Here is a 24,111-nt window from a genome sequence, read left to right on the forward strand (position 1 = left end):
ACCACAGAATTTAACATTACTGAAATATTAAATTCTCACAAATAATCATGTATTTCTTCTACAATTATCGCCCTATGCAAAATCAAATAAAAATAACTAAAAAGCTAAATTCATAGAAATAAAAACCATAAAAATGTAATAATTCAGTTAAATTATGCAGTTTTTAGTATCATCTTATAAACACAAATCACCCTTTGATAAAATTATCTATCAAAAAAACAATCACAAACCATCATTCACCCCACTATTACTTTCTAATTATGACATTTTTCATTAAATTATCTTTTTTATTTGAACGCTTTTGAATTTTTCAAAAGTCAGCGTATATTTAATATTGAGCTCAAAATTAATACTATTTAATTACCACATGGTCATTGAGGAATTAAGACATGAGTAATAATGCATTAAATTCAAAACACAATGGAATGGATGATGTCTACGCATCATTAGAATTATCCAAATCATTACCAAAAACCAAATTTCCATTGAAGGAACAAGCACCACGTAATGTATTTAGTGCAGTACGCGATGAATTAATGTTAGATGGAAATTCACGCCAAAACTTAGCGACATTCTGCCAAACATGGGTAGATGATGAAATTCGTGATTTGATGGATTTGTCTATCGACAAAAACATGATAGACAAAGATGAATATCCACAAACGGCGGAAATTGAAAACCGCTGCGTACACATGTTAGCGGATTTATGGAACTCACCAGATGCAGAAAATACCCTTGGTTGTTCAACTATCGGGTCCTCAGAAGCTGCAATGCTTGGTGGGCTTGCGTTAAAATGGCAATGGCGCAAAAAACAAGCCGCTAAAGGAAAACCGACTGATAAACCCAACTTAATTTGTGGCCCAGTTCAAATCTGTTGGCACAAATTTGCCCGTTATTTTGATGTTGAACTGAGAGAAATTCCACTTGAAGGCGACCGCCTTATCATGACACCGGAAGAGGTGCTCAAACGCGTCGACGAAAATACCATTGGTGTGGTCCCAACGCTTGGGGTGACATTTACCTGCCAATATGAACCCGTCAAAGCCGTACATGATGCACTCGATAAACTGCAAAAAGAGACTGGGTTGGATATCCCTATCCATGTGGATGGGGCGAGTGGTGGGTTCTTAGCCCCATTCTGTGCACCAGACTTAGAATGGGATTTCCGCTTACCGCGCGTAAAATCCATTAATGCATCAGGTCATAAGTTCGGTTTAGCCCCATTAGGTGCTGGCTGGGTAATTTGGCGTGAAGCCAAAGACCTTCCAGAAGAATTGATTTTTAATGTGAATTATTTAGGCGGTAACATGCCAACATTCGCACTCAATTTCTCTCGTCCTGGTGGTCAAATCATTGCCCAATATTATAATTTCTTGAGACTAGGTCGCGAAGGCTATGCAAAAATCCACAACGCTTGCTACGCAACCGCACAATATCTTAGCCGTGAAATTGAAAAATTAGGGCCATTTGAAATGATTTTTGATGGTGATAGTCAAACTGGTATCCCGGCATTAGCCTGGAAACTAAAAGAAGGCACAACCACCAGCAAATATTCCCTCTATGACATCGCAGACAAACTGCGCAGTCGCGGCTGGCAAGTTCCAGCTTATTCCATGCCAGCAAACCGTGAAGACCTTGTTATTCAACGTATTCTAGTGCGTCATGGTGTTAGTTTAGATTTAGCGGCATTACTGATTGATGACTTCAAACGTACCTTAGAATATTTCGATAAGCATCCCGTCAATCAACCGCTAACAGAAGAAGAAGGCGGCGGTTTTAATCACAGTTAATTCTTTTATTCATGATTGTGTTGTTAACGAGTCAAAGAACCTTAGGTTCTTTGACTCCTACTGAAATCCGCCCAGCAAAGGCTGATTGTTTATCGATTTGAGGAGAACTCGTATGGCAACAACGACAGCTCCAGCCGCAAAGCAGCTCACATTACTTGGCTTTTTCGCCATTACTGCATCGATGGTGATGGCCGTTTATGAATATCCAACATTTGCGACATCTGGCTTTAGTTTAGTATTTTTCCTGCTATTGGGAGGATTATTGTGGTTTATTCCTGTCGCCTTGTGTGCCGCAGAAATGGCAACCGTGGAAGGTTGGGAGGAAGGTGGTGTATTTGCGTGGGTTTCCAATACATTAGGCGAACGCTGGGGATTTGCCGCCATTTCATTTGGTTATTTACAAATAGCAATTGGCTTTATTCCTATGCTGTATTTCGTCTTAGGGGCACTGTCTTATATTTTAAATTGGCCAGAACTTAATACAGACCCTATCACTAAAACGATTGGGGCACTTGTTATTCTCTGGGTATTGGCTTTCACTCAATTTGGTGGAACCAAATACACGGCAACCATTGCCAAAGTCGGTTTCTTCGCCGGTATTTTGCTCCCAGCTCTAATTTTAGTCTTTTTAGCAATCAGCTATTTAGTTAGCGGCTCACCATTAGCGATAGAAATTAGTACTGAAACTTTTATTCCTGATTTCACCAAAATTGGCACACTCGTGGTATTTGTTGCCTTTATTTTGAGTTATATGGGTGTTGAGGCATCCGCAACCCACGTCAATGAGATGAAAAACCCCGGCCGAGATTACCCCGCTGCGATGTTTTTACTCATGATAGCAGCAATTTGTTTAAGCTCAATTGGTGGGTTGTCGGTGGCAGCGGTGATCCCAAACAGTGAGATTAATTTATCTGCTGGCGTAGTACAGACATTCAATGTGCTTGTCACACACTTTAATTCCTCCCTTGAATGGGCCGTAAGAATTATTGCTGCATTATTATTGCTTGGTGTGCTGGCTGAGATTGCTTCTTGGATTGTGGGGCCATCCCGCGGCATGTATGTCGCGGCACAAAAAGGCATTCTGCCGCAAAGCTTTGCCAAAGTGAATAAAAATGGCGTGCCGGTAACACTGGTAATTTCCCAATTACTGATCACGACAGTCGCAATTATTGTCCTCACCAATACTGGGGGCGGTGGTAATATGTCATTCCTTATTGCGCTCGCCTTAACCGTGGTTATCTATTTATGTAGCTATTTCATGCTATTTCTGGGTTACATGCATTTAGTGTGCAAACAACCAGAGAAAAAGCGTGCATTTAATATTCCTGGAGGAAAAGGCGTTAAAATTATTGTCGCATTAGCTGGCTTCATTATTTCTATCTTAGCCTTTATTGTTTCATTCTTCCCACCGAGTTCTTTACCTGGGGGGGCGAGTGATAACACCTATGTGACATTACTTGCGGTTAGCTTTGTGATTATCTTCTTACTCCCCTTTGTGGTTTATGCCTTCCATAGCAAACAAGGTAAGAAAACGAATGTCGCCATGGTGCATATCAAAACGCACAATGCGCCAGCTAACCATTTCTTTATTCACCCTCGAGCCCGCTCTGCATATCACTTGGTTCATCATGATAAACCAGATGATGGCTCATCCAATTCGTAATAACCTGTAAAAATAATGAGGGCTACCATTTGGTAGCCCTCATATTATTCAAGTACTTTAAAAATCAACAAACTAACCCGTATTACGCATACCTGCAGCAACCCCTGCAATCGTTACCATCAAGGCTTGCTCGACACGTGAGTCTGGGTGCTCTTGTTGGCGGGAACGGTGTAGAAGCTCGGCTTGTAAGACGTTTAATGGGTCGGTATAGACATTACGTAACGCGATGGATTCAGCTATCCAAGGTAAATCCGCCATTAGCGCTTCGTCTTTCGAAACCGCCAATACGCTTTTAATATCCTCAGACAACTGGTCACGTAATTTTTGCCCTAATGGCCATAAGCGCTCTTCCACTAATCGGTGGTCATAATATTCCGCCAGCCATAAGTCTGCTTTTGCATAAACCATTTCTAACATCGCAATACGTGTATTAAAGAATGGCCACTGCTGCCACATTTCATCAAGAACAGCTTGTTTGCCTTCTTTCTCAATGACATGTTTCAGCGCTGCGCCAGCGCCTAACCATGCAGGAAGCATTAAACGGTTCTGCGTCCATGCAAAGATCCATGGAATAGCACGCAACGTTTCCACGCCACCCGTTGGGCGGCGTTTTGCAGGGCGTGACCCAAGCGGTAACTTACCTAACTCTAGTTCAGGCGTCGCAGCGCGGAAATAAGGAACAAAATCTGGTTGCTCACGCACATAATCACGGTACATCGCGCAAGACACATCAGATAGTGAATCCATCACAGACTTCCACTCATCTTTTGGCTCTGGAGGTGGTAAAAGATTCGCTTCTAATATCGCACTGGCGTATAAGGCAAGGCTGCTAATTGTGACTTGCGGCAAGCCGAATTTAAAGCGGATCATCTCGCCTTGTTCTGTTACCCGCAACCCACCTTTTAAGCTACCTGGTGGTTGAGAAAGTAATGCGGAATGTGCAGGTGCACCACCACGGCCAATGGTGCCGCCGCGCCCATGGAATAATGTCAGTGTGACACCTTCTTTTTCGCACAGCTTAATAAGTGCATCTTGTGCGCGATATTGCGCCCATGACGCCGCCATTACCCCTGCATCTTTAGCCGAATCGGAGTAACCAATCATCACCATTTGGCGATCGTCAATAAGGTCACGATACCACTCAATGCTTAACAGCTTGGTCATCACACTTTCAGCGTTGTTTAAATCTTCCAGTGTTTCGAATAGTGGCGCTACTGGCAAGCGGACTGACGCCCCATTCTCTTTCAGCAACAATTTAACCGCCAACACGTCTGACGGAACTTTCGCCATTGAAATAACGTAAGCTGCGATAGAATCATTTTTGGCTTTCGCAATCACACGGCAAGTTTCAAATACTTCCTGTGTTTCTGCACTTGGCTGCCAGTCTTGAGGGATCAGTGGGCGTAACGATTGTAGCTCTGCCAGCAAAAATTGTTGTTTTTCCTCTTCTGACCACTGCGAGTAATCACCCAGTCCTAAATACTGAGTTAGCTCTGCAATGGCTTCAGTGTGACGAGTGCTTTCTTGGCGCACATCAATACGTACCAATTGCAAACCAAAGCTACGAATACGGCGCAATGTGTCAAGCAATTGCCCATTCGCAATGATTTTCATATTGCAGGCAATTAATGATTGATAACATGCATATAACGGGTCCCATAACTGGGCGTTGTCTACCAATAAGTCTGCTGGTGGTAAAACTTGCTCGCCTTTAACACGGCGCTCTAAATACTCTAATGTCGAGAATAATTGGCTACGTAAATTTTTCGCAATTTGGCGATAAGGCTCATCAACGTCATCTCCCCCTGCTAGCGCACGCAGCTCTGGGGTTGCTTCTGTCATTGAAAGCTCTGAAACCAACACTTGGATATCTTTGAGGAATAAGTCCGCCGCTTTCCAGCGGCTCAGTAATAGCACCTGACGAGTCACATCCGCAGTCACGTTCGGGTTACCGTCTCGGTCTCCCCCCATCCATGAAGTAAAGCGGATTGGGTTTGCTTCAACGGGTAACACCGCGCCGATTGAGTCTTCCAACTGTTCATTAAATTCACGTAAGAAAGCGGGAACCCCTTCCCACAATGAATTTTCAACAACGGCAAATCCCCATTTTGCTTCATCAATGGGCGTTGGTCGAATTTTACGAATTTCATCGGTATGCCATGATTGTGCCACTAATTGGCGTAAGCGGCGCATGATATTATTACGTTCATAATCTGCAATATCATCATGGTCGAGTTGTGATAAGCAGTTGTTTACCTCAACCAATTTATGGATCAATGTACGGCGAGCAATTTCCGTTGGGTGAGCCGTTAAAACCAGCTCAATTGAAAGCTGTTCAACCGCTTTTTGGATATCACCATCAGTGAAGTTTTTGCCTTTTAATCGGCTAAACAGATTTTTCAATGCCACAGGGTTACTTGCCGCTTCACCGTGAGGCGAAATGCTGTGATATTGCTCAGCAACGTTTGTCAGGTTTAAGAATTGGTTAAATGCCCTTGCAACGGGTAGCAATTCATCATTAGAAAGATTTTGTAATGTCATCAGCAATTTTTGGCGCTGAACTTCATTACCTGCACGAGAAGATTTGGAAAGCTTACGAATGGACTCAACTTTGTCGAGTATGTCCTCACCTAAGGCTTCCTTGATGGTATCGCCGAGTAGCTTACCCAGCATACTGACATTACTGCGCATTGCGGAATATTGCTGATTCATGAGACTCCTGACCTTGTGCTTCTGGCAGAATGCATTCCCGCACGGTTCACGGTTAACAGACTGCACCCAGTTTCCTGTAACAAAATTTCAGTCGGCTGCGTTAGAGTTGTCGTTTTGTGATGCAGGCCGCTAAATTTACCCTTCAGTGTATATTCATATCAGAAAAAAATGACTTTGGGGGATTTTTCTGAAATTTAATTACAGCCTTATTTTTATTAATTTTTCTTATTTAAGTATTGTTTCAGCGCAATATATCGTCGATTCAGCACTTTTAAGACATGAATAATGTTTAAGAATTAAATCATCAGAATAAAAAACAGAAAATGAAGGGGTAAATTAAAAATATTCATAATGCATCGGCGCCCTCAATACTACCAAGAACACCAATACACCTGAAAAATGATTATAAAAGTTGAGAGAGCCGGTTGAGATCCGACTGAATAGCGCCAGCGGTCACATCGCGCCCGGCTCCTGGGCCTCGGATCACTAATGGGTTGTCTCGATACCAACGGCTCTCGATAGCAAACACATTGTCACCCGGTAATAATGAGGCCAGCGGATGTTCCGGTTTCACGGCTTCCACACCGACTTTCGCTTTGCCTTTTACTGCATCAAACCGTGCCACATAGCGTAGCACTAACCCTAGTTCTTGCGCCGCTTCTAAACGTTGCTGCATCTGCTCATTAATAATGGCGCTATTTTCAAAGAACTCATCGAGTGAACCCGTCTGAGCCTGTTTCGGTACTAAAGATTCCACTCTCACATCATCGGGTTCGATGTCATAACCCGCTTCACGGGCTAAAATAATTAATTTTCGCATGACATCTTGCCCTGATAGATCAATGCGAGGGTCCGGTTCAGTTAACCCTTGTTGCCACGCTTGCTCTACTAGCTCACTAAATGGGATAGAACCGTCAAACTGTAAAAATAGCCATGATAGTGTTCCGGAAAAAATACCACTGATAGCCAGAATCGAATCACCACTTTCTTTTAAGTCCCGTACCGTATAGTTAATCGGTAACCCTGCTCCTACTGTTGCGTTGTATAGCCAGTGACGACCTGTTTTCGAAAACGCATCGCGAATTTGACGATATTGTGCCGTTTGCGCTGCCCCCGCAATTTTATTTGCACTGATCACATGAAAACCATAACTCGCAAAATCCACATAGTTATCTGCCAGTGTCTCACTTGCGGTGACATCTAATACCACTAAATCATCATAAGGATGGGAACGCATCCATAAAAATAGGTTATCGTCCTCATGCTCTACGGCTTCGTCATCAAAGAAAGCCAGCGCACGGCTTGGGTCAATCCCTTGGTAATTCAGTAAGCTACGGCGGCTATCTACCACACCGGCTAAGACAAAATCAAAGTCACTACGTGCCGAAATTTTGTGTTGCTCCGCAGCAAAAAGCTCTAACCAACGCGCACCAATGTTCCCTTTACCAAATAACACTAATCCAATGCGTTTTTCTGCACGGAATAAGCTCTGGTGCATCCCTTGAATTAAGTGCTCGGTTTGGTTAGAACGCAAAACAGCGACTAAACTGATGGCATCCTCTGAATGCCAAATAAATTCAACAGGCTGCCCTTTTAATTCCTCATAAAAACGGTGGCTATGTAATGGCTTTTTACACACACCTGCACCGACTAACGCAACCAAAGAAAAACCTTCACGTAATGATAATGACCCCGGCAACCCGGCTTCTTCAAGGGTATTTAAGGCACTTTCGACAATTTCAGAGGTATAACATAATTGCAGCAAAGAACGGTCATGATGAATACCACGAGCCAAAGGACGCAATTGAGCACGCTTAAGTAATAAATCCACATCTTTGCAGATTTGTTTAAAATCACGGCCGGCAGCGATACGCAATTCAATTAAGCACACATCATCATGGCTAGTCACGATTTTTGCCCCTGCTCCTGACGCGAGTACCCGTTCAATTTTTGTTGAGCCCTGCTCCGGTTGGTAGCTACACCTTAATTGCAAATCAATATTGCTCACGGAAACGGGTTGTAAAGTGCGTGTATGTAAAACAGGAGCTGCTAAGCGCGCCAATTCACTGGCTTCATCTAGGCGCAATAAGGGCAATAAACAGGCATCTTTCACTTTACGAGGGTCCGCGCTATATACTCCAGCGACATCACTCCAAATCGTTACTTTTCCCACATCTGCTAACGCACCGACTTGTGTTGCAGAATAGTCACTCCCATTACGCCCAAGCAGTACCGTCTCACCTTGCTGATTACGCGAAATAAAGCCTGTCACGACAATACGTCGGTTCGGTAACTGAGTTAACTGTTGTTGCAATAAATAACGCGATTGTGTTTCATCGACCTGCGGTTGTGCCGCTCGCTCAGCGCGTAAAAATAAACGCGCATCTAACCAAGCACTCGTCATACCCGCCAGAGCAAGCACCTCAGCCATAAGGCGTGCGGACCAAATTTCACCGTGCCCTACCACTTCTGCATAAGTCGCATCATTTGTCGGTTTATCCAACAACGCGCTTAAACGCTCTAAATCGTGAATAAATAATTGGCTTAATTCTACGGCTTTTTGTTCCGGTAAAAGAGATTCAATTAAATCAAGTTGATAGCGGCGTAACGACTGTTGAGCTTGATGAGCCGAAATACGATCACTTTGGCTTAATTTTAACCAGTTGATCAACTGATTAGTTGTACTACCCGCGGCAGAAACCACCATTAAATCACCAGGTTGACTATAGTTCGTCATAATTGCTGCAACGCGTTGATAGCACTTCGCATCGGCTAAACTACTGCCCCCAAATTTATGTAACTGACGGTGACAAGGAGCCACCTCAACCGCTGTTAGTACACTCATCAAAAACTCCGCTAACGTTGTCCCGCAACCTGAAATGCGTGATCTAAGTCTGTGATTAAATCCTGAGGATCTTCAATCCCCACTGAAATTCTTAGTAAGCTATCGGTAATCCCCGCTTGCGCACGAGCTTCTGCTGACATACCTGCATGCGTCATTGTCGCAGTATGGGAAATCAATGTTTCCACCCCACCCAATGACTCCGCCAATGTAAACAGGCTAAGTGAGCGAAGAAAATGGCGAAGTTGTGACTCATCACCTGCAAATTCAAAACTCAACATGGCGCCAAAACCTTTTTGTTGTTTCAGTGCTATTTCGTGCCCAGGATGATCTTCCAATGCAGGATAATACAATTTTTTCACTAAAGGCTGCGATTTAAGATATTTTACGATCTCTTGTGCATTTTGCTGTTGCTGTAACACACGTGGGGATAGAGTTCGGATGCCTCTTAATAATAAGTAGCTATCAAAAGCGCCCCCAGTGACACCTATATTATTCGCCCACCACGCTAATTCTATTGCCCATTTTTCCTCTTTGGTAATCACTACACCAGCCACAATATCTGAATGACCATTAAGGTATTTTGTACATGAATGCACAACAAAGTCAGCCCCTAATGACAGTGGTTGCTGGAGGATAGGGCTTAAAAATGTATTGTCGACAACCACTAACGCACCAACATCATGCGCTAATTGAGCAATATGCTGTATATCAAAAATTCTTAATAATGGGTTACTGGGTGTTTCAATTAAGACTAATTTAGGTTTTTTAGCGAGCGCAGCTCGTAATGCAGATTCATCACTTTGATCAACAAATTGCACTTGGTAAGCCCCACGCTGACTTTGGCTATTAAATAACCGATAACTTCCGCCATAACAATCATGAGGTGCAACTAATAGATCACCGGGCTGTAAAAAAACAGTACAGAGTAAATGAAGCGCTGACATCCCACTGTTGGTCATTACTGCGCCGCTTCCCCCCTCAAGTTGTGCCAATGTTTTTTGCACAATATCCCGACCTGGATTTCCACGGCGTGAGTAGTCATGTGCGCGGGGCTCATTAAAATCAGTGAAGTTATAGGTGCTGGACAAATAAATGGGAGGCACAACACAACCAAATTGTTGGTCATCGTTTAATCCATTATGAATTGCGATGGTTGACGGTTTGTAAGTCATAAACGCTTCTCCTGAACAGTGATAGGCCAAATCATACCCATCGGATGTTTAGACGTCAACATATCTAGACGTCTAAACCTCTTTACGTTTATATCAAGTAATGGAATAATCAGCCTTAATAATTATGTGTAAATTGATAGTCAATCGCATAAGTGGGTTTAACTCGTTAATTTTAGACAGTATTTTGTGTTAAAATAAGTGAAGCCTCATCGAACATATATGCAGATATTCTCGATTTAGAGCTTAGAATAAGTTCCTATTAAAAAGAATATGCATATTATTTTTAATTATTACTGAAAATATCCAAGGTAACCCATGGCTGAATGGAATGGTGAGTATGTCAGTCCGTATGCTGAACATGGCAAAAAGAGTGAGCAAGTAAAGAAAATTACAGTATCGATTCCTTTGAAGGTACTAAAAATTTTAACTGATGAGCGTACTCGCCGTCAGATCAATAACTTACGTCATGCCACTAACAGTGAATTACTGTGTGAAGCATTTTTGCATGCATTCACAGGCCAACCACTGCCAAATGATGAAGACTTGCGTAAAGAACGTAATGACGAGATCCCTGAAGCCGCAAAAGAAATTATGCGCGAATTAGGTATCGACCCTGAAACGTGGGAATATTAATCCCAATTAGTCGCCATTACGTGCCTCAAAGTTTTAACTACGTCGCAAACCTTGCGACGTAGTACCTTTCCTTATGTTTTATTCAAGATGGCTTTGAATTCTTGCCAATCCATTCGTAAATATTGTTATATTTCGGCCCCATAACCGGAAATATGAATAAATTAATTCCACAGTTGCGGGAACAGGTAACACAACCCTCCAATTCATAACATTTTCTTATATTTAGTACTGAGAAATCACTCTTTTACTGTGAAAAATGGCCGCTTATTCTGTTTATCGAAAAATGGAAAATTTACCTTAAGTTCATTATTTGTTTAGATCTATAATAGATGCTGATATTTAATTAACTATATGAATGGTAATAAATAATGAAAAAAATAATTGCAGTTTCCCTACTCAGCCTTGTATCTAGCGTGGCTATGGCATCTGGCAGCGGTTTTTATGTTTCTGGTAAATTAGGTACATCTATTCTTAAATTATCAGACCAAAAATGGGAAGAATCAGATGTAGGTTTTTATGAAAGCTATAACGGCGGCAGTAAAACCAAAGCAGTATTGGGGGGGGGGTATTGCATTAGGCTATGACTTATATGATGTGACATCTCTTCCGTTACGTGCTGAATTCGATATTGCACTAAGAGGTAAAGCCTCATCTAAACATAATCTTTTCTATGAAAATAATAGTTTCTTTACCGCTTCAGATGACAGCAAAAACGATATCACATTAAATACCTTTATGGTTAATGCTTATTATGACTTCAAAAACGAAACCAATTTCACCCCTTACGTATCCGTTGGATTAGGTTTAGCAAGTATTAAACATAAATCTACTTATTCATACGAAGAAAAAAGCCATCATTCTATGTACTATGGCTATGATTCATTTTCTAAATCTAAAACAAAAAGCAACTTTGCTTGGAGTTTAGGTATTGGCTCCCAGTATGCCATCAATGATAATTTATCATTAGATTTAAGCTACCGCTTTTTAGATGCAGGTAAGTCATCACTTAGCTATACGGAAGATAACGAAGTATATAAATCAAAAGTGAAAGTCAGAACCAATGATGTGATGTTCGGTGTCGTTTATCGCTTCTAATTTCTTCATTTAGACATAAAAACGCTTATTTTGGGCATTAAAAAAGGGAAACTCAGTTTCCCTTTTTTTCGCATTTCACAAGTTCGATTATTTTTTAGAACCTGGGATGCTGAAACGTTGGTTGAAGCGATCAACACGACCACCAGTCGCAACATCACGCTGTTTACCAGTATAGAACGGGTGGCAGTTACCACAAACGTCCAGATTCAGCGAGTGACCAGCAGTTGAATTAATTTTCATTACATTACCGCAAGAACAAGTTGCAGTAACTTCTTCGTATTTAGGGTGAATACCTTTTTTCATGGGAGAACCTCTATTAAGGCCGTGTCGCCATTCCAGCCCTAACGCCGGACACCACACGTCGTGTTGATTGAATTTAATATATTGGTAAAAATAAATACCAAAGGCGGCGGATCATACAGAAATTCTGTTTATCGCGCAATGAAAACCGAGTAAATTTTGTGGTACTCTAGTCAACAATCGCTCGTATTATCGCATAAAAAATAGACGGAAACCCAGATATGATCGTCGTTCAGGTGGCTTTACCTGTCCCATTAAACCGCACATTTGATTATCGCCTTCCTGATAACATGCCACTGCCAGTGATTGGCAGCCGTGTTATGGTGCCGTTTGGCAAGCGCCAAGCCCTAGGTATTGTGGTAAAACACAGCGATAAAAGCGAGTTTGCTGAAGATAAATTAAAAGCTATCGAACTGGTTATCGACCATCAAACACTCTTCCCTGATGATATTTGGCAGCTCTTACTGTGGTCTTCCCAATACTACCACTACCCAATTGGCGAAGTACTATTCCACGCATTACCCACATTGTTGCGCCAAGGTAAACCCGCTGAATTTACCCCGATTTGGCAATGGCAAGTGACAGATGAAGGCTTAGCCGTTGACCTTAATGAGCTCAAACGCTCCCCAAAACAGCAGCAGGCCCTCGCACTTTTACGTCGTAGAGCCGTTTATCGCCATCAAGTGAATGAGCTTGAAATCAGTGAAAGTGCTCTGCAAGCACTGAAAAAGAAAGCTTATATTGAGTTACATCCCGTTCAACCGACGAGCAAAAAGTGGCAACCAAATTTTACAGTTTGTGGTGAAAGGTTGCGGCTTAATAGCGAGCAAGCTACCGCTGTCGGTGCTATACGTGCTGAAGATGACCAATTTTCACCATGGTTGCTCGCAGGGATAACAGGGTCTGGTAAGACTGAAGTCTATTTGAGTGTTCTGGAGAATGTCCTTTCTCAAGGTAAACAAGCTTTAGTACTGGTGCCTGAAATTGGTTTGACCCCACAAACTATTAGCCGTTTTCGTGAGCGCTTCAATGCGCCTGTTGATGTGTTGCACTCTGGGCTGAACGATAGCGAACGTTTAGCCGTATGGCTACGCACGAAGCAAGGGCAAAACGCCATTATTATTGGCACTCGCTCAGCACTGTTCACGCCTTTTGCCCGCCTTGGCATTATTATTATTGATGAAGAGCATGACAGCTCATACAAACAACAAGATGGTTGGCGTTATCATGCACGTGATTTAGCCGTTTTCCGTGCGAAAAAGAACAATATCCCCATTGTGATGGGCACTGCAACGCCATCGTTAGAAACCTTATTTAATGTACAACAACATAAGTATCGGCAATTAAATCTCACTATTCGTGCTGGTAATGCACGCCCTGCGACTCAACATCTTATTGACTTAAAAGGCCAACCGCTAAAATTTGGCCTTTCTCACTTATTAATTCAACATATTAAAGAACATCTTGCACAAAACAATCAGGTGATTTTGTTTTTAAATCGTCGTGGTTATTCGCCAGCGTTAATTTGCCATGAATGCGGCTGGATTGCTGAGTGCCAGCGCTGTGACCACTATTACACCTTACATCAAAATTTCCATCAATTACGCTGCCACCATTGTGATAGCCAACGCCCAGTTCCTCACCAATGCCCACAATGTGGTTCAACGCATTTAGTGCCTGTTGGAATGGGAACTGAGCAACTTGAGGAAGGTATTTGTGAACTATTCCCTGACACCCCTGTTACCCGTATTGACCGTGATACCACAAGCCGTAAAGGGGAACTGGAACAACATTTAAATCAAGTACATGAGGGAGGAGCTAGAATTCTAATAGGCACACAGATGTTAGCCAAGGGCCACCATTTCCCTGATGTCACCTTAGTCGCCTTATTAGATGTTGACGGAGCTTTATTCTCGAGTGATTTTCGTGCAGCCGAACGGTTTGCTCAATTATACGTGCAAGTTTCTGGCCGAGCAGGACGAGCTGGTAAACAAGGTGAAGTGTTCTTACAGACCCACCATCCCGAACACCCGCTGCTACTCACACTACTTGAAGAAGGTTACAACGCATTTACCCAAGAAGCGATGGAAGAGCGCCGAATCGCCATGCTACCGCCTTACACCAGCCATATATTGTTCCGTTCAGAAGATCACAATAACCAGGACTCGCGTCAATTTCTGCAAAATGTACGGCAATATATAACTCAACACCCACAAAGCGATGCAAAAATGTGGATTTTAGGCCCCTCACCGTCGATTCAAGCTAAACGTGGAGGCCGATTCCGCTGGCAATTGCTATTGCAACACCCTTCGCGACTTTATTTACAGCAGTTTATGGCGAAACTATTGCCAGAAATTCTTCAACACCCAGAAAGTCGCAAAGTAAAGTGGAATATTGATGTGGATCCAACTGATTGTTAACGCATGAACAATGCTAAAGGATTCATTTTATCTAACCATTTAACTTTATAGGCCATACCAATATTGTCTTTGCAGCATATTGATAACTTTGAATTATTTACCCTATAATGCTAAACAACCAAATTGGGTGTTTTATATACACATTGAGTTTCATTTATCTTTTTACCCTTAGAATTATTTTCAAAATTTGCGAAGCAGCTCTAAAAAATGACGCAAGTCACACTTTTTATGCAAACTAGGTAACAGATATTATTGAGAAACCAATTAGAATAACCACTAATAATGACGTACTTGCGCTATTCAAAAAAAGCAAACGATTAAATCAATCTAAGGAAGGCGTTGTGGAAAGTAAAAAACACAATCACACGGCAACAATGAAAGATGTTGCCAGTGCCGCGGGCGTTTCGACAGCGACGGTGTCAAGAACACTCATGAACCCGGAAAAAGTTTCTTTGCAAACACGCCAAAAAGTCGAACAAGCGGTGATGGATGTTGGTTATTATCCTCATAACCTTGCTAGAAGCTATAAGCGCAATGAATCAAAAACCATTCTTGTACTTGTTCCCAATATCCGCGATCCGTTCTTTAGTGATGTCGTCTGTGGGATTGAAGAAATCGCTGCTCAAGAAGGCTATTTTGTTTTGATTGGAGACTGTAAACACCAAGAAAAACAAGAAAATGCTTTTATTAATCTTATTATTACCAAACAAATTGATGGCATGGTCTTACTGGGCTCCAATATTCCGTTCGATATCTCAACGGAAGAGCAGAAAAACCTTCCTCCGATAGTGATGGCGAATGAATTTGCGCCTGAGCTAAAACTACCGACTGTGCATATCGATAACCTCACTGCCGCGTTTAATGCGACACATTACCTGCAAAAACAAGGCCATAAACTGATTGCTTGTATTGCAGGCCCTAACCATATGCCTTTAAGTCAATACCGTTTAGAAGGGTATAAAAAAGCCATGTTGCGCACAGGCGAAAAACTGCGTGAAAATTATATTATCCGTGGCGATTTTACCCATGAAGGTGGGGCTGAAGCTGTGAAAACATTGATGTCACTTCCTGAACCACCTACGGCTATCTTTTGTCACAGTGATATCATGGCTATTGGCGCGATGTGGCAAGCGAAAAAAATGGGCTTGAAGCTCCCTGATGACCTTTCTTTTGTTGGTTTTGATAACTTAGAGCAATCAAAATATACCTTGCCAGCCCTAACAACCATTAATCAACCTCGTGCTGAAATTGGTCATCATGCGATGCAATTACTGCTTGAGCAAATCCATGGACACAATGTAAACCCGGGTTCACGTCTCCTAGATTCTGATTTAATCATCAGAGAGAGCACAAAAGCGCCTAAAAGCTAGTCAAAGTTGCTCGGGTTAAGTAACATGTTAAGCCAAATGATGACGAACAATTGATAACTAGTGAATTAATAGCGTGGCACAAAAAGATTATGTAGCTCGGGGGCGCTCATCCGCCCGTAAAAAAAGCAAAGGTAAATCAAAGAAAGCACAAGGACTACCAATGACAACATTGGTTGTTGCTGTGACAATTGTCGTGCTATTTGTTGGCGGCCTGTTTTATATCACTCAAAATAAAAAGGATACACCGCCCCCCCAAGTTGTCACACCAACAACACCGGGAAGTACGCTTCCACCAAAGCCTGAAGAACGTTGGCGCTATATTAAAGAGCTCGAACGTCGTGGTGTGGATATGCCAAATATTCAACAACCGAGTACTGGCAATAATATTGTGCGCCCATCAGATTTAACACCTGAACAGCGCCAGCTATTAGAGCAAATTGATTCTGACAGACGCCAGCCTGTCACTAACTTGCAAGAAATCCCTGCAAACGGTAAACCCGTACCGCGCTCCCAAGTGCTCATCAATGAGCCGGCTCAACCTATCGAGCCAGTACAACGTAAACCGGTGGCCAATATCCCGCCAAAACTTGAGGCTCAACCAACCGCGCCCGCAGCTCAACCACAAACGGCACCAAGCACTAAACCGACAAACAGTTTACAAAATATGGTTGTTCAATGCGGTTCATTCCGTACAGCAGAACAAGCCGAGTCTGTGCAAGCTACTTTGGCATTTTCAGGTATTGAAAGCCGCGTAAGCGCAGGTGGAGGTTGGCACCGTATCGTTTTAGGGCCTTATTCCAAATCCACCGCCGAAAAAATGCGTGACCGCGCAGCAGGTGCAGGTGTTTCCGGTTGTATTCTTCGTGCTTCTGGGGGTTGAAAAATTCCTCCTCCCCCCCCATGTACTGTTTTAATGTACTCATGAGCGGTACTTTGTGGCTTCAACCTAGTTCAAGTGATAGTTAATTAGACAACTATCACTTGAATTTACTCTTTTGAAAATCACATACAACCGCATTCTTTTTTTTGTAATAAACCAGGGGCTAACTCATGACAACAATCGTAAGTGTTCGCCGTAATGGCCAGGTCGTAATTGGTGGTGATGGACAGGCGACGATGGGTAATACCGTCATGAAAGGCAATGTCCGCAAAGTTCGCCGGTTATACAACGACAAAGTCATTGCCGGATTTGCCGGTGGCACCGCAGACGCATTCACATTATTTGAACTGTTTGAGCGCAAACTCGAACTGCACCAAGGCCATTTAACAAAAGCGGCCGTTGAACTCGCTAAAGATTGGCGTACCGACCGCATGCTTCGCAAGTTAGAAGCCTTGTTAGCTGTCGCCGATGAACACACTTCACTGATCATTACGGGTAATGGTGATGTGGTTCAACCGGAAAATGACTTAATTGCTATTGGCTCCGGTGGCCCATATGCGCAATCAGCCGCACGTGCTTTGTTAGAAAATACAGACTTAAGCGCCAAAGAAATCGCTGAAAAAGCGCTCGCTATTGCAGGTGATATCTGTATTTACACCAACCATAATGTCAACTTTGAAGAAATTTCTTCAAAATCATAAGGATTGCTAGTATGTCCGAAATGACTCCACGCGAAATTGTCAGCGAACTCGACAATCATATTATTGGCCAAAATAAAGCCAAACGTTCTGTTGCGATTGCTCTGCGTAACCGCTGGCGCCGTATGCAGTTAAATGAAGTGTTACGTCACGAAGTCACACCAAAAAATATTTTGATGATTGGGCCAACAGGGGTGGGTAAAACTGAAATTGCTCGCCGCCTGGCGAAATTAGCCAATGCGCCATTTATCAAAGTCGAAGCGACTAAATTTACTGAAGTCGGTTATGTCGGAAAAGAAGTTGACTCGATTATTCGCGATTTAACTGACTCCGCCGTTAAAATGGTGCGTTTACAGTCTATTGAAAAAAACCGCTATCGTGCCGAAGAAATGGCTGAAGAACGTATTTTGGACGTTCTTATTCCACCCGCAAAAAATAATTGGGGGCAGTCTGAACCAACGGATGAGCATTCTCCAGCTCGCCAAGCATTCCGTAAAAAATTACGTGAAGGCCAATTAGACGATAAAGAAATTGAAATTGAAGTCTCTGCATCTCCTATGGGTGTTGAAATTATGGCACCTCCGGGCATGGAAGAGATGACTAACCAGTTACAGTCTATGTTCCAAAACTTAGCAGGCCAAAAGCAGAAGCCACGTAAGATGAAAATCAAAGAGGCATTCAAACTGCTAGTTGAAGAAGAAGCAGCTAAATTAGTCAACCCTGAAGAGCTAAAAGAACAAGCCATTGAAGCCGTTGAACAAAATGGTATTGTCTTCATCGATGAATTCGACAAAATTTGTAAACGTGGCGGCCAAAGCTCAGGGCCAGATGTCTCTCGAGAAGGGGTTCAACGCGATTTACTGCCATTAATCGAAGGCTGTACCATTTCGACTAAACACGGCATGGTCAAAACCGACCATATCCTGTTTATCGCTTCAGGTGCGTTCCAAGTTTCGAGCCCATCAGACTTGATCCCTGAACTCCAAGGCCGCTTACCCATTCGTGTTGAATTACAAGCGCTGACAACTGAAGATTTTGTGCGTATTTTGACTGAACCAAATGCCTCATTAACTGAACAGTATAAAGCGCTGATGGCAACAGAAGGCGTGAATATTGAATTCACAACTGACGGTATTCGTAAAATTGCGGAGTCCGCATGGCAAGTCAATGAATCAACCGAAAACATTGGAGCTCGTCGCTTGCACACAGTGCTTGAGCGTTTAATGGAAGATATTTCTTTCGATGCCAGTGACCGTAACGGGCAAACTATCCAAATCGATGCAGATTATGTCAAACAGCACTTAGATGAGCTGGTGGCGGATGAAGACCTGAGTAGATTTATTTTATAATCTTATTAATTATCTGGTTTTCATGTATCCTTAATATACATCGACTAAAGTGCAGCTTTTATCGCTGCACTTTTTTCTATGAAATATTCTGCCCATTACATTGAAAATACTCAGGTATCTCTCTATATGATGGGTTATTAAATTATTAAGAACACATCTCTAAAGAGTTTGAATTATAGGTAACTGCATGCAGTCGACATCCACAACAATAAGTCGTAAACAAGCTTGGATTGAAAGTCTCCGCCCTAAAACCCTACCATTAGGGGTGATTGCGATTGTGACAGGCTCTGCACTCGCTTATTTAACTAATAATTTTAAATGGCCCGTCGCTTTATTAGCACTGATCACGGCAGGTTTATTACAGATTTTATCTAACCTTGCGAATGACTATGGTGACGCAGTCAAAGGCTCTGATACCGCTGAACGTATTGGTCCATTACGTGGTATGCAAAAAGGTGTTATCACGCAAGCGGACATGAAAAAAGCGCTCAAAATAAATATTACAGCAGCCTGCCTTTCTGGCTTACTGTTAATTATTGTTGCGTGTGAAAAACCAGAAGATGCCATTGGTTTCGTCGCACTAGGCCTTATTGCCATCGTTGCTGCTATCACCTATACCGTCGGTAAAAAACCGTATGGGTACCTAGGATTAGGGGATATTTCTGTCTTAATTTTCTTTGGCTGGCTAAGTGTTATTGGGACTTACTATTTACAAGCTAATAGTTTTAATATCATCACTATCCTACCCGCAACTGCTTGTGGGTTGCTCTCTGTCGCAGTACTGAATATCAATAATATGCGTGATATCGAAAATGATATTAAAGCAGGTAAAAATACCTTAGCGGTACGTTTAGGCCCCCAAGGAGCTCGGATTTATCACACCATTATTATTGTTGCGGCAATTTTATGTTTGGCATTTTTTAACCTAATTTACTTGCACGGGTGGAGTGGTTGGTTATTTTTATTAGCCGTACCGATGCTGATGAACCATTTACGCCGCGTTCTGAGTGACCCTACCCCAGAAGGCATGCGTCCTTTACTCGAAAATATGGTGAAAGCCGCACTCGTAACCAACGTTTTATTCTCCATTGGCGTTGTGATGAGTAAATAACAGTCACTATTTGTCGTTTTTTTGACTTTTTCCGCCTATTTTTAGGCGGGTAACTTTGCCAAGTACTGTTGAAAAGGGATATACTGGCTACCTCTTGCAGCAAAAAAGACCTAACTCCTATGAAATATGATACTTCCGAACTCTGCGATATTTACCAAGAAAGCGTTAATGTGGTAGAACCCCTTTTCTCCAACTTTGGTGGACGTACTTCATTTGGCGGTCAAATCATTACGGTTAAGTGCTTTGAAGATAACGGCCTACTGTATGATTTGCTGGAAGAAGACGGTACTGGGCGTATTCTCCTGGTTGATGGTGGCGGCTCTGTCCGTAAGGCACTCATTGATGCTGAAATTGCCAGACTCGCCGTTGATAACCACTGGGAAGGCATTGTGGTTTATGGTGCCGTCCGTCAGGTAGATGCACTAATGGAGCTTGATCTCGGTATTCAAGCTATTGCGGCGATGCCTGCAGGTTGCCCAGATGAAGGCATCGGTGAAAGTGATATCCGCGTTAATTTCGGCGGCGTCACCTTCTTCTCTGGTGATTACCTTTATGCCGATAACACTGGCATTATTCTTTCTGAAGAACCATTAATCCCGTCTGAGAACAACGATTTTATCGAAGATGACAATATCGACGCATAATCCATACCCTATTCAATAAATAAGGGCCGCTATCATAGTGGCCCTTATTTTTATCTCAATAATTCGAGTTGTAGGTCGCTTGCAACTTAATGAAACCCTAGGAGCATACATAAGTCTGTGACTAGGGTGAAGAAACTGAGCCACCCCACAACGTGAGATATAACAAACATTTCTCTAAATAATTCGTGTTGTAGGTAGGCGGCAAAGTCAATAAGGCCCTAGAAGCATATAACGTCTGTGACTAGGGTGAAGAAACTGAGCCACCCCACAACGTGAGATATAACAAACATTTCTCTAAATAATTCGTGTTGTAGGTAGGCGGCAAAGTCGATAAGACCCTAGGAGCATACATAAGTATGTGACTAGGGCGAAGAGACGAAGCCAACACCCCTACAACGCGAAGTATGACGAGAAATTACACCTCTTCCATCTTACCTAGCAGAGTCCGTAAACGCTCTTGCCAAGCTTGCTGCTCTTGTTTTAATTGTTCATTTTCACGCACCAGTGAATCCGTACCTGATTTTGCTATTTCTAGCTCTTGGCTTAGCGCACCATTTTTATCTTTTAATTCGTCGATTTCCATTTGTAACAGTGCGATTGTATCAATCGCTTGTTGGACTTTGGATTCGAGTTTCTCAAATACTTCAAATGACATAATTCTGGTCTCCCTTATCAGCTTTTACACGATTGTAAGTAGCATGATCCTCTGTGTCCAGTTCCTTCCATCTGAATCGTAGTTACCTTCATAAAAAAATACTGGTCAGATCACATCACAAAGGTCGAATTCATCACTATTTTTGATTGTTTTGTTTCGCTTTAGTGATGTAACACACATTTTTCAATTTCGATATTTCTCGTTTATGTTCTTTAACGATAAATTCACAGTTAATGGTTTTCGATTAGAAAATCTTAACTTAAAAAAACATTACAATATTTTTCATTTTCGTAGGATAGAAACATATGAGCCAAATGACGACTACATCACTCACAGGTCAGTGCATCTCAGAGTTTTTAGGGACTGCGCTACTGGTATTTTTTGGTCTAGGCTGCGTTGCTGCCGTTAGAATAGCGGGTGCACAGCTAGGCTTATGGGAAATTAGTATTATCTGGGGCTTCGGCGTTGCTTTAGCCGTTTACCTAACAGCAGGCACCTCAGGTGCCCACTTAAACCCAGCGGTTACTCTCGCACTATGGCTATTTGCGTGTTTTGATAAACGCAAAGTTGTCCCTTATATCATCGCACAGATGTTAGGTGGTTTCTTTGCCGCCGCATTAGTTTACTCAATGTATTCCCCTGTATTTTTCGATTACGAGCAAGTTCACCATATCATTAGAGGCTCACAAGAAAGCTTATTTACTGCGGGCGTTTTCTCAACCTACCCTGCGCCACAAATTAGTGTTCCTCATGCATTCTTTATTGAGGTCATTATTGCAGCCATTCTAGTTTGCTTAATCCTCGCGCTAACCGATGATGGCAACGGTGTTCCTCGCGGCCCACTCGCTCCATTATTAATTGGTATTTTGATTGCCGTCATCGGCGGGTCATTTGGCGCACTCACCGGATTTGCGCTCAACCCAGCTCGTGACTTCGGACCAAAGGTTGTCGCTTATCTCGCAGGTTGGGGTGATATTGCTCTCACCGGTGGTCGCGATATTCCGTATTTTCTTGTCCCATTGACAGCACCTATTGTTGGTGGTCTGCTAGGCGCATTCGCCTATCGCAAACTGATTGGTCGCCACTTGCCTTGCATGGTATGTGAAGAAGAGACCAAAACAGAAAAATTATCCGTTAAAAACACCAAATCCTCGGAACAGGCTTAAATTATGACAACTGAAACCACTATTGCGAAAAAATATATTGTTGCACTCGACCAAGGCACAACCAGCTCACGCGCTGTTGTGCTCGACCATGATGCAAATATTGTCAGTATTTCACAACGTGAATTCACCCAAATTTACCCTAAACCAGGCTGGGTAGAACACGACCCAATGGAAATATGGGCATCACAAAGCTCAACTCTTGTGGAAGTACTCGCTAAAGCGGATATTCGTACGGATGAGGTCGCTGGGATTGGGATCACGAACCAACGAGAAACGACCATTGTATGGGAAAAAGCCACCGGGAAACCCGTTTATAATGCGATTGTATGGCAATGTCGCCGCACCGCTGATTTTTGTACGCATTTAAAACAAAATGACCGTGATTTAGAAGAGTATATTCGCCAAAATACCGGTCTAGTTGTCGACCCCTATTTCTCCGGTACCAAAGTAAAATGGATTTTAGACCATGTTGAAGGCGCTCGTGAACGTGCCGAGAAAGGTGAATTACTATTTGGGACTGTCGATACTTGGCTCGTTTGGAAAATGACGCAAGGGCGTGTTCATGTCACCGACTACACCAATGCTTCTCGAACCATGTTGTTCAATATCCGTAACCTTGAATGGGATGATAAAATCCTCAAAGCACTGAATATTCCACGTGCGATGCTCCCAGAGGTGCGCCCTTCTTCCGAAGTCTACGGGCAAACCAATATTGGGGGAAAAGGCGGAACACGTATTCCAATCTCCGGGATGGCAGGTGACCAACAAGCCGCACTTTATGGTCAGCTGTGTGTCAAACCAGGAATGGCAAAAAATACCTATGGCACTGGTTGTTTCCTACTTCTGAACACCGGCGAAACTGCTGTACGCTCAAATCACGGCCTACTGACAACTATCGCATGCGGCCCAAAAGGCGAAGTCAATTATGCCCTTGAAGGTGCCGTATTTGTTGGAGGAGCCTCAATTCAATGGTTGCGTGATGAATTGAAATTGATTGATGAATCAACTGACTCTGAGTATTTTGCTACTAAAGTGAAAGACAGTAACGGCGTGTATGTTGTTCCTGCCTTTACAGGTTTAGGTGCTCCTTATTGGGACCCGTATGCGCGCGGAGCAATCTTTGGCTTAACCCGTGGCGCAAACCGCAACCATATTATCCGCGCAACATTAGAATCTATCGCTTATCAAACCCGTGATGTGCTTGATGCCATGCAAGCAGACTCAGGCGAACGCTTAAAAGCACTGCGCGTTGATGGGGGCGCTGTCGCTAATAATTTCTTAATGCAATTCCAGTCAGATATTTTAGGCACCCCTGTTGAGCGCCCTGAAGTACGAGAAAGTACCGCATTGGGTGCAGCCTACCTTGCTGGTTTAGCCGTTGGTTTTTGGAGTAACCTTGATGAGTTACAAAGTAAAGCGACGATTGAGCGCGTATTCAAACCGGGTATTGAGACTACAGAACGTAATTTCAAATACGAAGGGTGGAAAAAAGCCGTAGCACGTGCTCAAGAATGGGAAGATCGCGGTTAGTTTTTCATTAAAAACAAATCGTTCAAAGGCAGCACTTCAGTGCTGCCTTTCTTTTTCATAAAACTAATTAGCTAATAA

Annotated in this window: 19 protein-coding genes; 14 read left to right on the forward strand and 5 right to left on the reverse strand. The window is 42.8% G+C overall.

The genetic code is table 11. The features are described from left to right. The first annotated feature begins 389 nt into the window (after positions 1-389). Positions 390-1,790 (forward strand): glutamate decarboxylase, encoded by a 1,401-nt coding sequence (locus PSF09_RS16815; protein WP_004907076.1) that lies wholly within the window; start codon positions 390-392, stop codon positions 1,788-1,790. Between the two features lie 112 nt (positions 1,791-1,902). After that, entirely contained in the window at positions 1,903-3,453 is a 1,551-nt protein-coding gene (gene gadC, locus PSF09_RS16820) for a glutamate:gamma-aminobutyrate antiporter (RefSeq protein WP_272684196.1), read from the forward strand. A gap of 72 nt (positions 3,454-3,525) precedes the next feature. Here gadC and ppc read toward each other — a convergent pair whose 3' ends face one another. From ppc to metB, 3 genes are all read right to left on the reverse strand, one after another. Beyond that, positions 3,526-6,165: a phosphoenolpyruvate carboxylase gene (gene ppc, locus PSF09_RS16825; protein ID WP_272684197.1), complete on the reverse strand. Its 2,640-nt coding sequence runs from the start codon at positions 6,163-6,165 to the stop codon at positions 3,526-3,528. A 403-nt stretch (positions 6,166-6,568) separates the two neighbouring features. Continuing rightward, complete coding sequence (locus tag PSF09_RS16830) at positions 6,569-9,010, reverse strand: bifunctional aspartate kinase/homoserine dehydrogenase II (RefSeq protein WP_272684198.1); 2,442 nt, start codon at positions 9,008-9,010, stop codon at positions 6,569-6,571. Between the two features lie 11 nt (positions 9,011-9,021). After that, complete coding sequence (gene metB, locus PSF09_RS16835; protein ID WP_272666569.1) at positions 9,022-10,182, reverse strand: cystathionine gamma-synthase; 1,161 nt, start codon at positions 10,180-10,182, stop codon at positions 9,022-9,024. Positions 10,183-10,497: 315 nt separating this feature from the next. Here metB and metJ point away from each other — a divergent pair, with 315 nt between their 5' ends. From metJ to PSF09_RS16850, 3 genes are all read left to right on the forward strand, one after another. Beyond that, a complete protein-coding gene (gene metJ / locus PSF09_RS16840; protein WP_004265315.1) occupies positions 10,498-10,815 on the forward strand; it encodes a met regulon transcriptional regulator MetJ in 318 nt (105 codons plus the stop codon). A 368-nt stretch (positions 10,816-11,183) separates the two neighbouring features. Next, complete coding sequence (locus PSF09_RS16845) at positions 11,184-11,399, forward strand: hypothetical protein (RefSeq protein ID WP_272684199.1); 216 nt, start codon at positions 11,184-11,186, stop codon at positions 11,397-11,399. Continuing rightward, complete coding sequence (locus tag PSF09_RS16850) at positions 11,332-11,910, forward strand: outer membrane protein (RefSeq protein WP_272684200.1); 579 nt, start codon at positions 11,332-11,334, stop codon at positions 11,908-11,910. The genes PSF09_RS16845 and PSF09_RS16850 overlap by 68 nt, the downstream gene beginning before the upstream one ends. Positions 11,911-11,997: 87 nt before the next feature. Here PSF09_RS16850 and rpmE read toward each other — a convergent pair whose 3' ends face one another. Further along, positions 11,998-12,213, reverse strand: coding sequence for a 50S ribosomal protein L31 (gene rpmE, locus PSF09_RS16855; protein ID WP_004265313.1), 216 nt, complete (start codon positions 12,211-12,213; stop codon positions 11,998-12,000). A 218-nt stretch (positions 12,214-12,431) separates the two neighbouring features. Here rpmE and priA point away from each other — a divergent pair, with 218 nt between their 5' ends. The 7 genes from priA (at position 12,432) to rraA (ending at position 20,682) form a co-directional block, all read left to right on the forward strand. After that, positions 12,432-14,630 (forward strand): primosomal protein N', encoded by a 2,199-nt coding sequence (gene priA, locus PSF09_RS16860; protein WP_272684201.1) that lies wholly within the window; start codon positions 12,432-12,434, stop codon positions 14,628-14,630. 341 nt (positions 14,631-14,971) lie between these two features. After that, positions 14,972-16,000, forward strand: a complete 1,029-nt coding sequence (gene cytR / locus PSF09_RS16865) for a DNA-binding transcriptional regulator CytR (protein WP_102140413.1) — start codon at positions 14,972-14,974, stop codon at positions 15,998-16,000. Positions 16,001-16,073: 73 nt separating this feature from the next. Then, the gene (gene ftsN, locus PSF09_RS16870; RefSeq protein ID WP_272666572.1) at positions 16,074-16,880 is read left to right on the forward strand and encodes a cell division protein FtsN; all 807 of its coding nucleotides are present in this window, start codon (positions 16,074-16,076) and stop codon (positions 16,878-16,880) included. 170 nt (positions 16,881-17,050) lie between these two features. Then, complete coding sequence (hslV, locus tag PSF09_RS16875) at positions 17,051-17,581, forward strand: ATP-dependent protease subunit HslV (protein WP_004265304.1); 531 nt, start codon at positions 17,051-17,053, stop codon at positions 17,579-17,581. Between the two features lie 11 nt (positions 17,582-17,592). Then, positions 17,593-18,927, forward strand: coding sequence for an HslU--HslV peptidase ATPase subunit (hslU, locus tag PSF09_RS16880; RefSeq protein WP_272666573.1), 1,335 nt, complete (start codon positions 17,593-17,595; stop codon positions 18,925-18,927). Positions 18,928-19,114: 187 nt separating this feature from the next. Further along, positions 19,115-20,038 (forward strand): 1,4-dihydroxy-2-naphthoate polyprenyltransferase, encoded by a 924-nt coding sequence (locus tag PSF09_RS16885; RefSeq protein WP_272666574.1) that lies wholly within the window; start codon positions 19,115-19,117, stop codon positions 20,036-20,038. A gap of 119 nt (positions 20,039-20,157) precedes the next feature. Next, positions 20,158-20,682, forward strand: a complete 525-nt coding sequence (gene rraA, locus PSF09_RS16890) for a ribonuclease E activity regulator RraA (RefSeq protein ID WP_272666575.1) — start codon at positions 20,158-20,160, stop codon at positions 20,680-20,682. Positions 20,683-21,097: 415 nt separating this feature from the next. On the opposite strand, the gene zapB is transcribed toward rraA, so the two are convergent. Further along, entirely contained in the window at positions 21,098-21,337 is a 240-nt protein-coding gene (gene zapB, locus PSF09_RS16895; protein ID WP_272666321.1) for a cell division protein ZapB, read from the reverse strand. Between the two features lie 305 nt (positions 21,338-21,642). On the opposite strand from zapB, the gene PSF09_RS16900 reads away from it, so the two are divergent. After that, entirely contained in the window at positions 21,643-22,503 is an 861-nt protein-coding gene (locus PSF09_RS16900) for an MIP/aquaporin family protein (protein WP_210838062.1), read from the forward strand. Positions 22,504-22,506: 3 nt separating this feature from the next. Then, the gene (glpK, locus tag PSF09_RS16905; RefSeq protein ID WP_102140630.1) at positions 22,507-24,033 is read left to right on the forward strand and encodes a glycerol kinase GlpK; all 1,527 of its coding nucleotides are present in this window, start codon (positions 22,507-22,509) and stop codon (positions 24,031-24,033) included. Positions 24,034-24,111: the final 78 nt, after the last annotated feature.

Source organism: Providencia sp. PROV141, from assembly GCF_028481645.1.
Taxonomy (GTDB): Bacteria; Pseudomonadota; Gammaproteobacteria; order Enterobacterales; family Enterobacteriaceae; genus Providencia; species Providencia rettgeri.

Coding starts and splice junctions, on each gene's coding strand:
- PSF09_RS16815 (WP_004907076.1), top strand. CDS start 390: ATGAGTAATAATGCATTAAATTCAAAACACAATGGAATGGATGATGTC.
- gadC (WP_272684196.1), top strand. CDS start 1,903: ATGGCAACAACGACAGCTCCAGCCGCAAAGCAGCTCACATTACTTGGC.
- ppc (WP_272684197.1), bottom strand. CDS start 6,165: ATGAATCAGCAATATTCCGCAATGCGCAGTAATGTCAGTATGCTGGGT.
- PSF09_RS16830 (WP_272684198.1), bottom strand. CDS start 9,010: ATGAGTGTACTAACAGCGGTTGAGGTGGCTCCTTGTCACCGTCAGTTA.
- metB (WP_272666569.1), bottom strand. CDS start 10,182: ATGACTTACAAACCGTCAACCATCGCAATTCATAATGGATTAAACGAT.
- metJ (WP_004265315.1), top strand. CDS start 10,498: ATGGCTGAATGGAATGGTGAGTATGTCAGTCCGTATGCTGAACATGGC.
- PSF09_RS16845 (WP_272684199.1), top strand. CDS start 11,184: ATGAAAAAAATAATTGCAGTTTCCCTACTCAGCCTTGTATCTAGCGTG.
- PSF09_RS16850 (WP_272684200.1), top strand. CDS start 11,332: ATGAAAGCTATAACGGCGGCAGTAAAACCAAAGCAGTATTGGGGGGGG.
- rpmE (WP_004265313.1), bottom strand. CDS start 12,213: ATGAAAAAAGGTATTCACCCTAAATACGAAGAAGTTACTGCAACTTGT.
- priA (WP_272684201.1), top strand. CDS start 12,432: ATGATCGTCGTTCAGGTGGCTTTACCTGTCCCATTAAACCGCACATTT.
- hslV (WP_004265304.1), top strand. CDS start 17,051: ATGACAACAATCGTAAGTGTTCGCCGTAATGGCCAGGTCGTAATTGGT.
- hslU (WP_272666573.1), top strand. CDS start 17,593: ATGTCCGAAATGACTCCACGCGAAATTGTCAGCGAACTCGACAATCAT.
- PSF09_RS16885 (WP_272666574.1), top strand. CDS start 19,115: ATGCAGTCGACATCCACAACAATAAGTCGTAAACAAGCTTGGATTGAA.
- rraA (WP_272666575.1), top strand. CDS start 20,158: ATGAAATATGATACTTCCGAACTCTGCGATATTTACCAAGAAAGCGTT.
- zapB (WP_272666321.1), bottom strand. CDS start 21,337: ATGTCATTTGAAGTATTTGAGAAACTCGAATCCAAAGTCCAACAAGCG.
- PSF09_RS16900 (WP_210838062.1), top strand. CDS start 21,643: ATGAGCCAAATGACGACTACATCACTCACAGGTCAGTGCATCTCAGAG.
- glpK (WP_102140630.1), top strand. CDS start 22,507: ATGACAACTGAAACCACTATTGCGAAAAAATATATTGTTGCACTCGAC.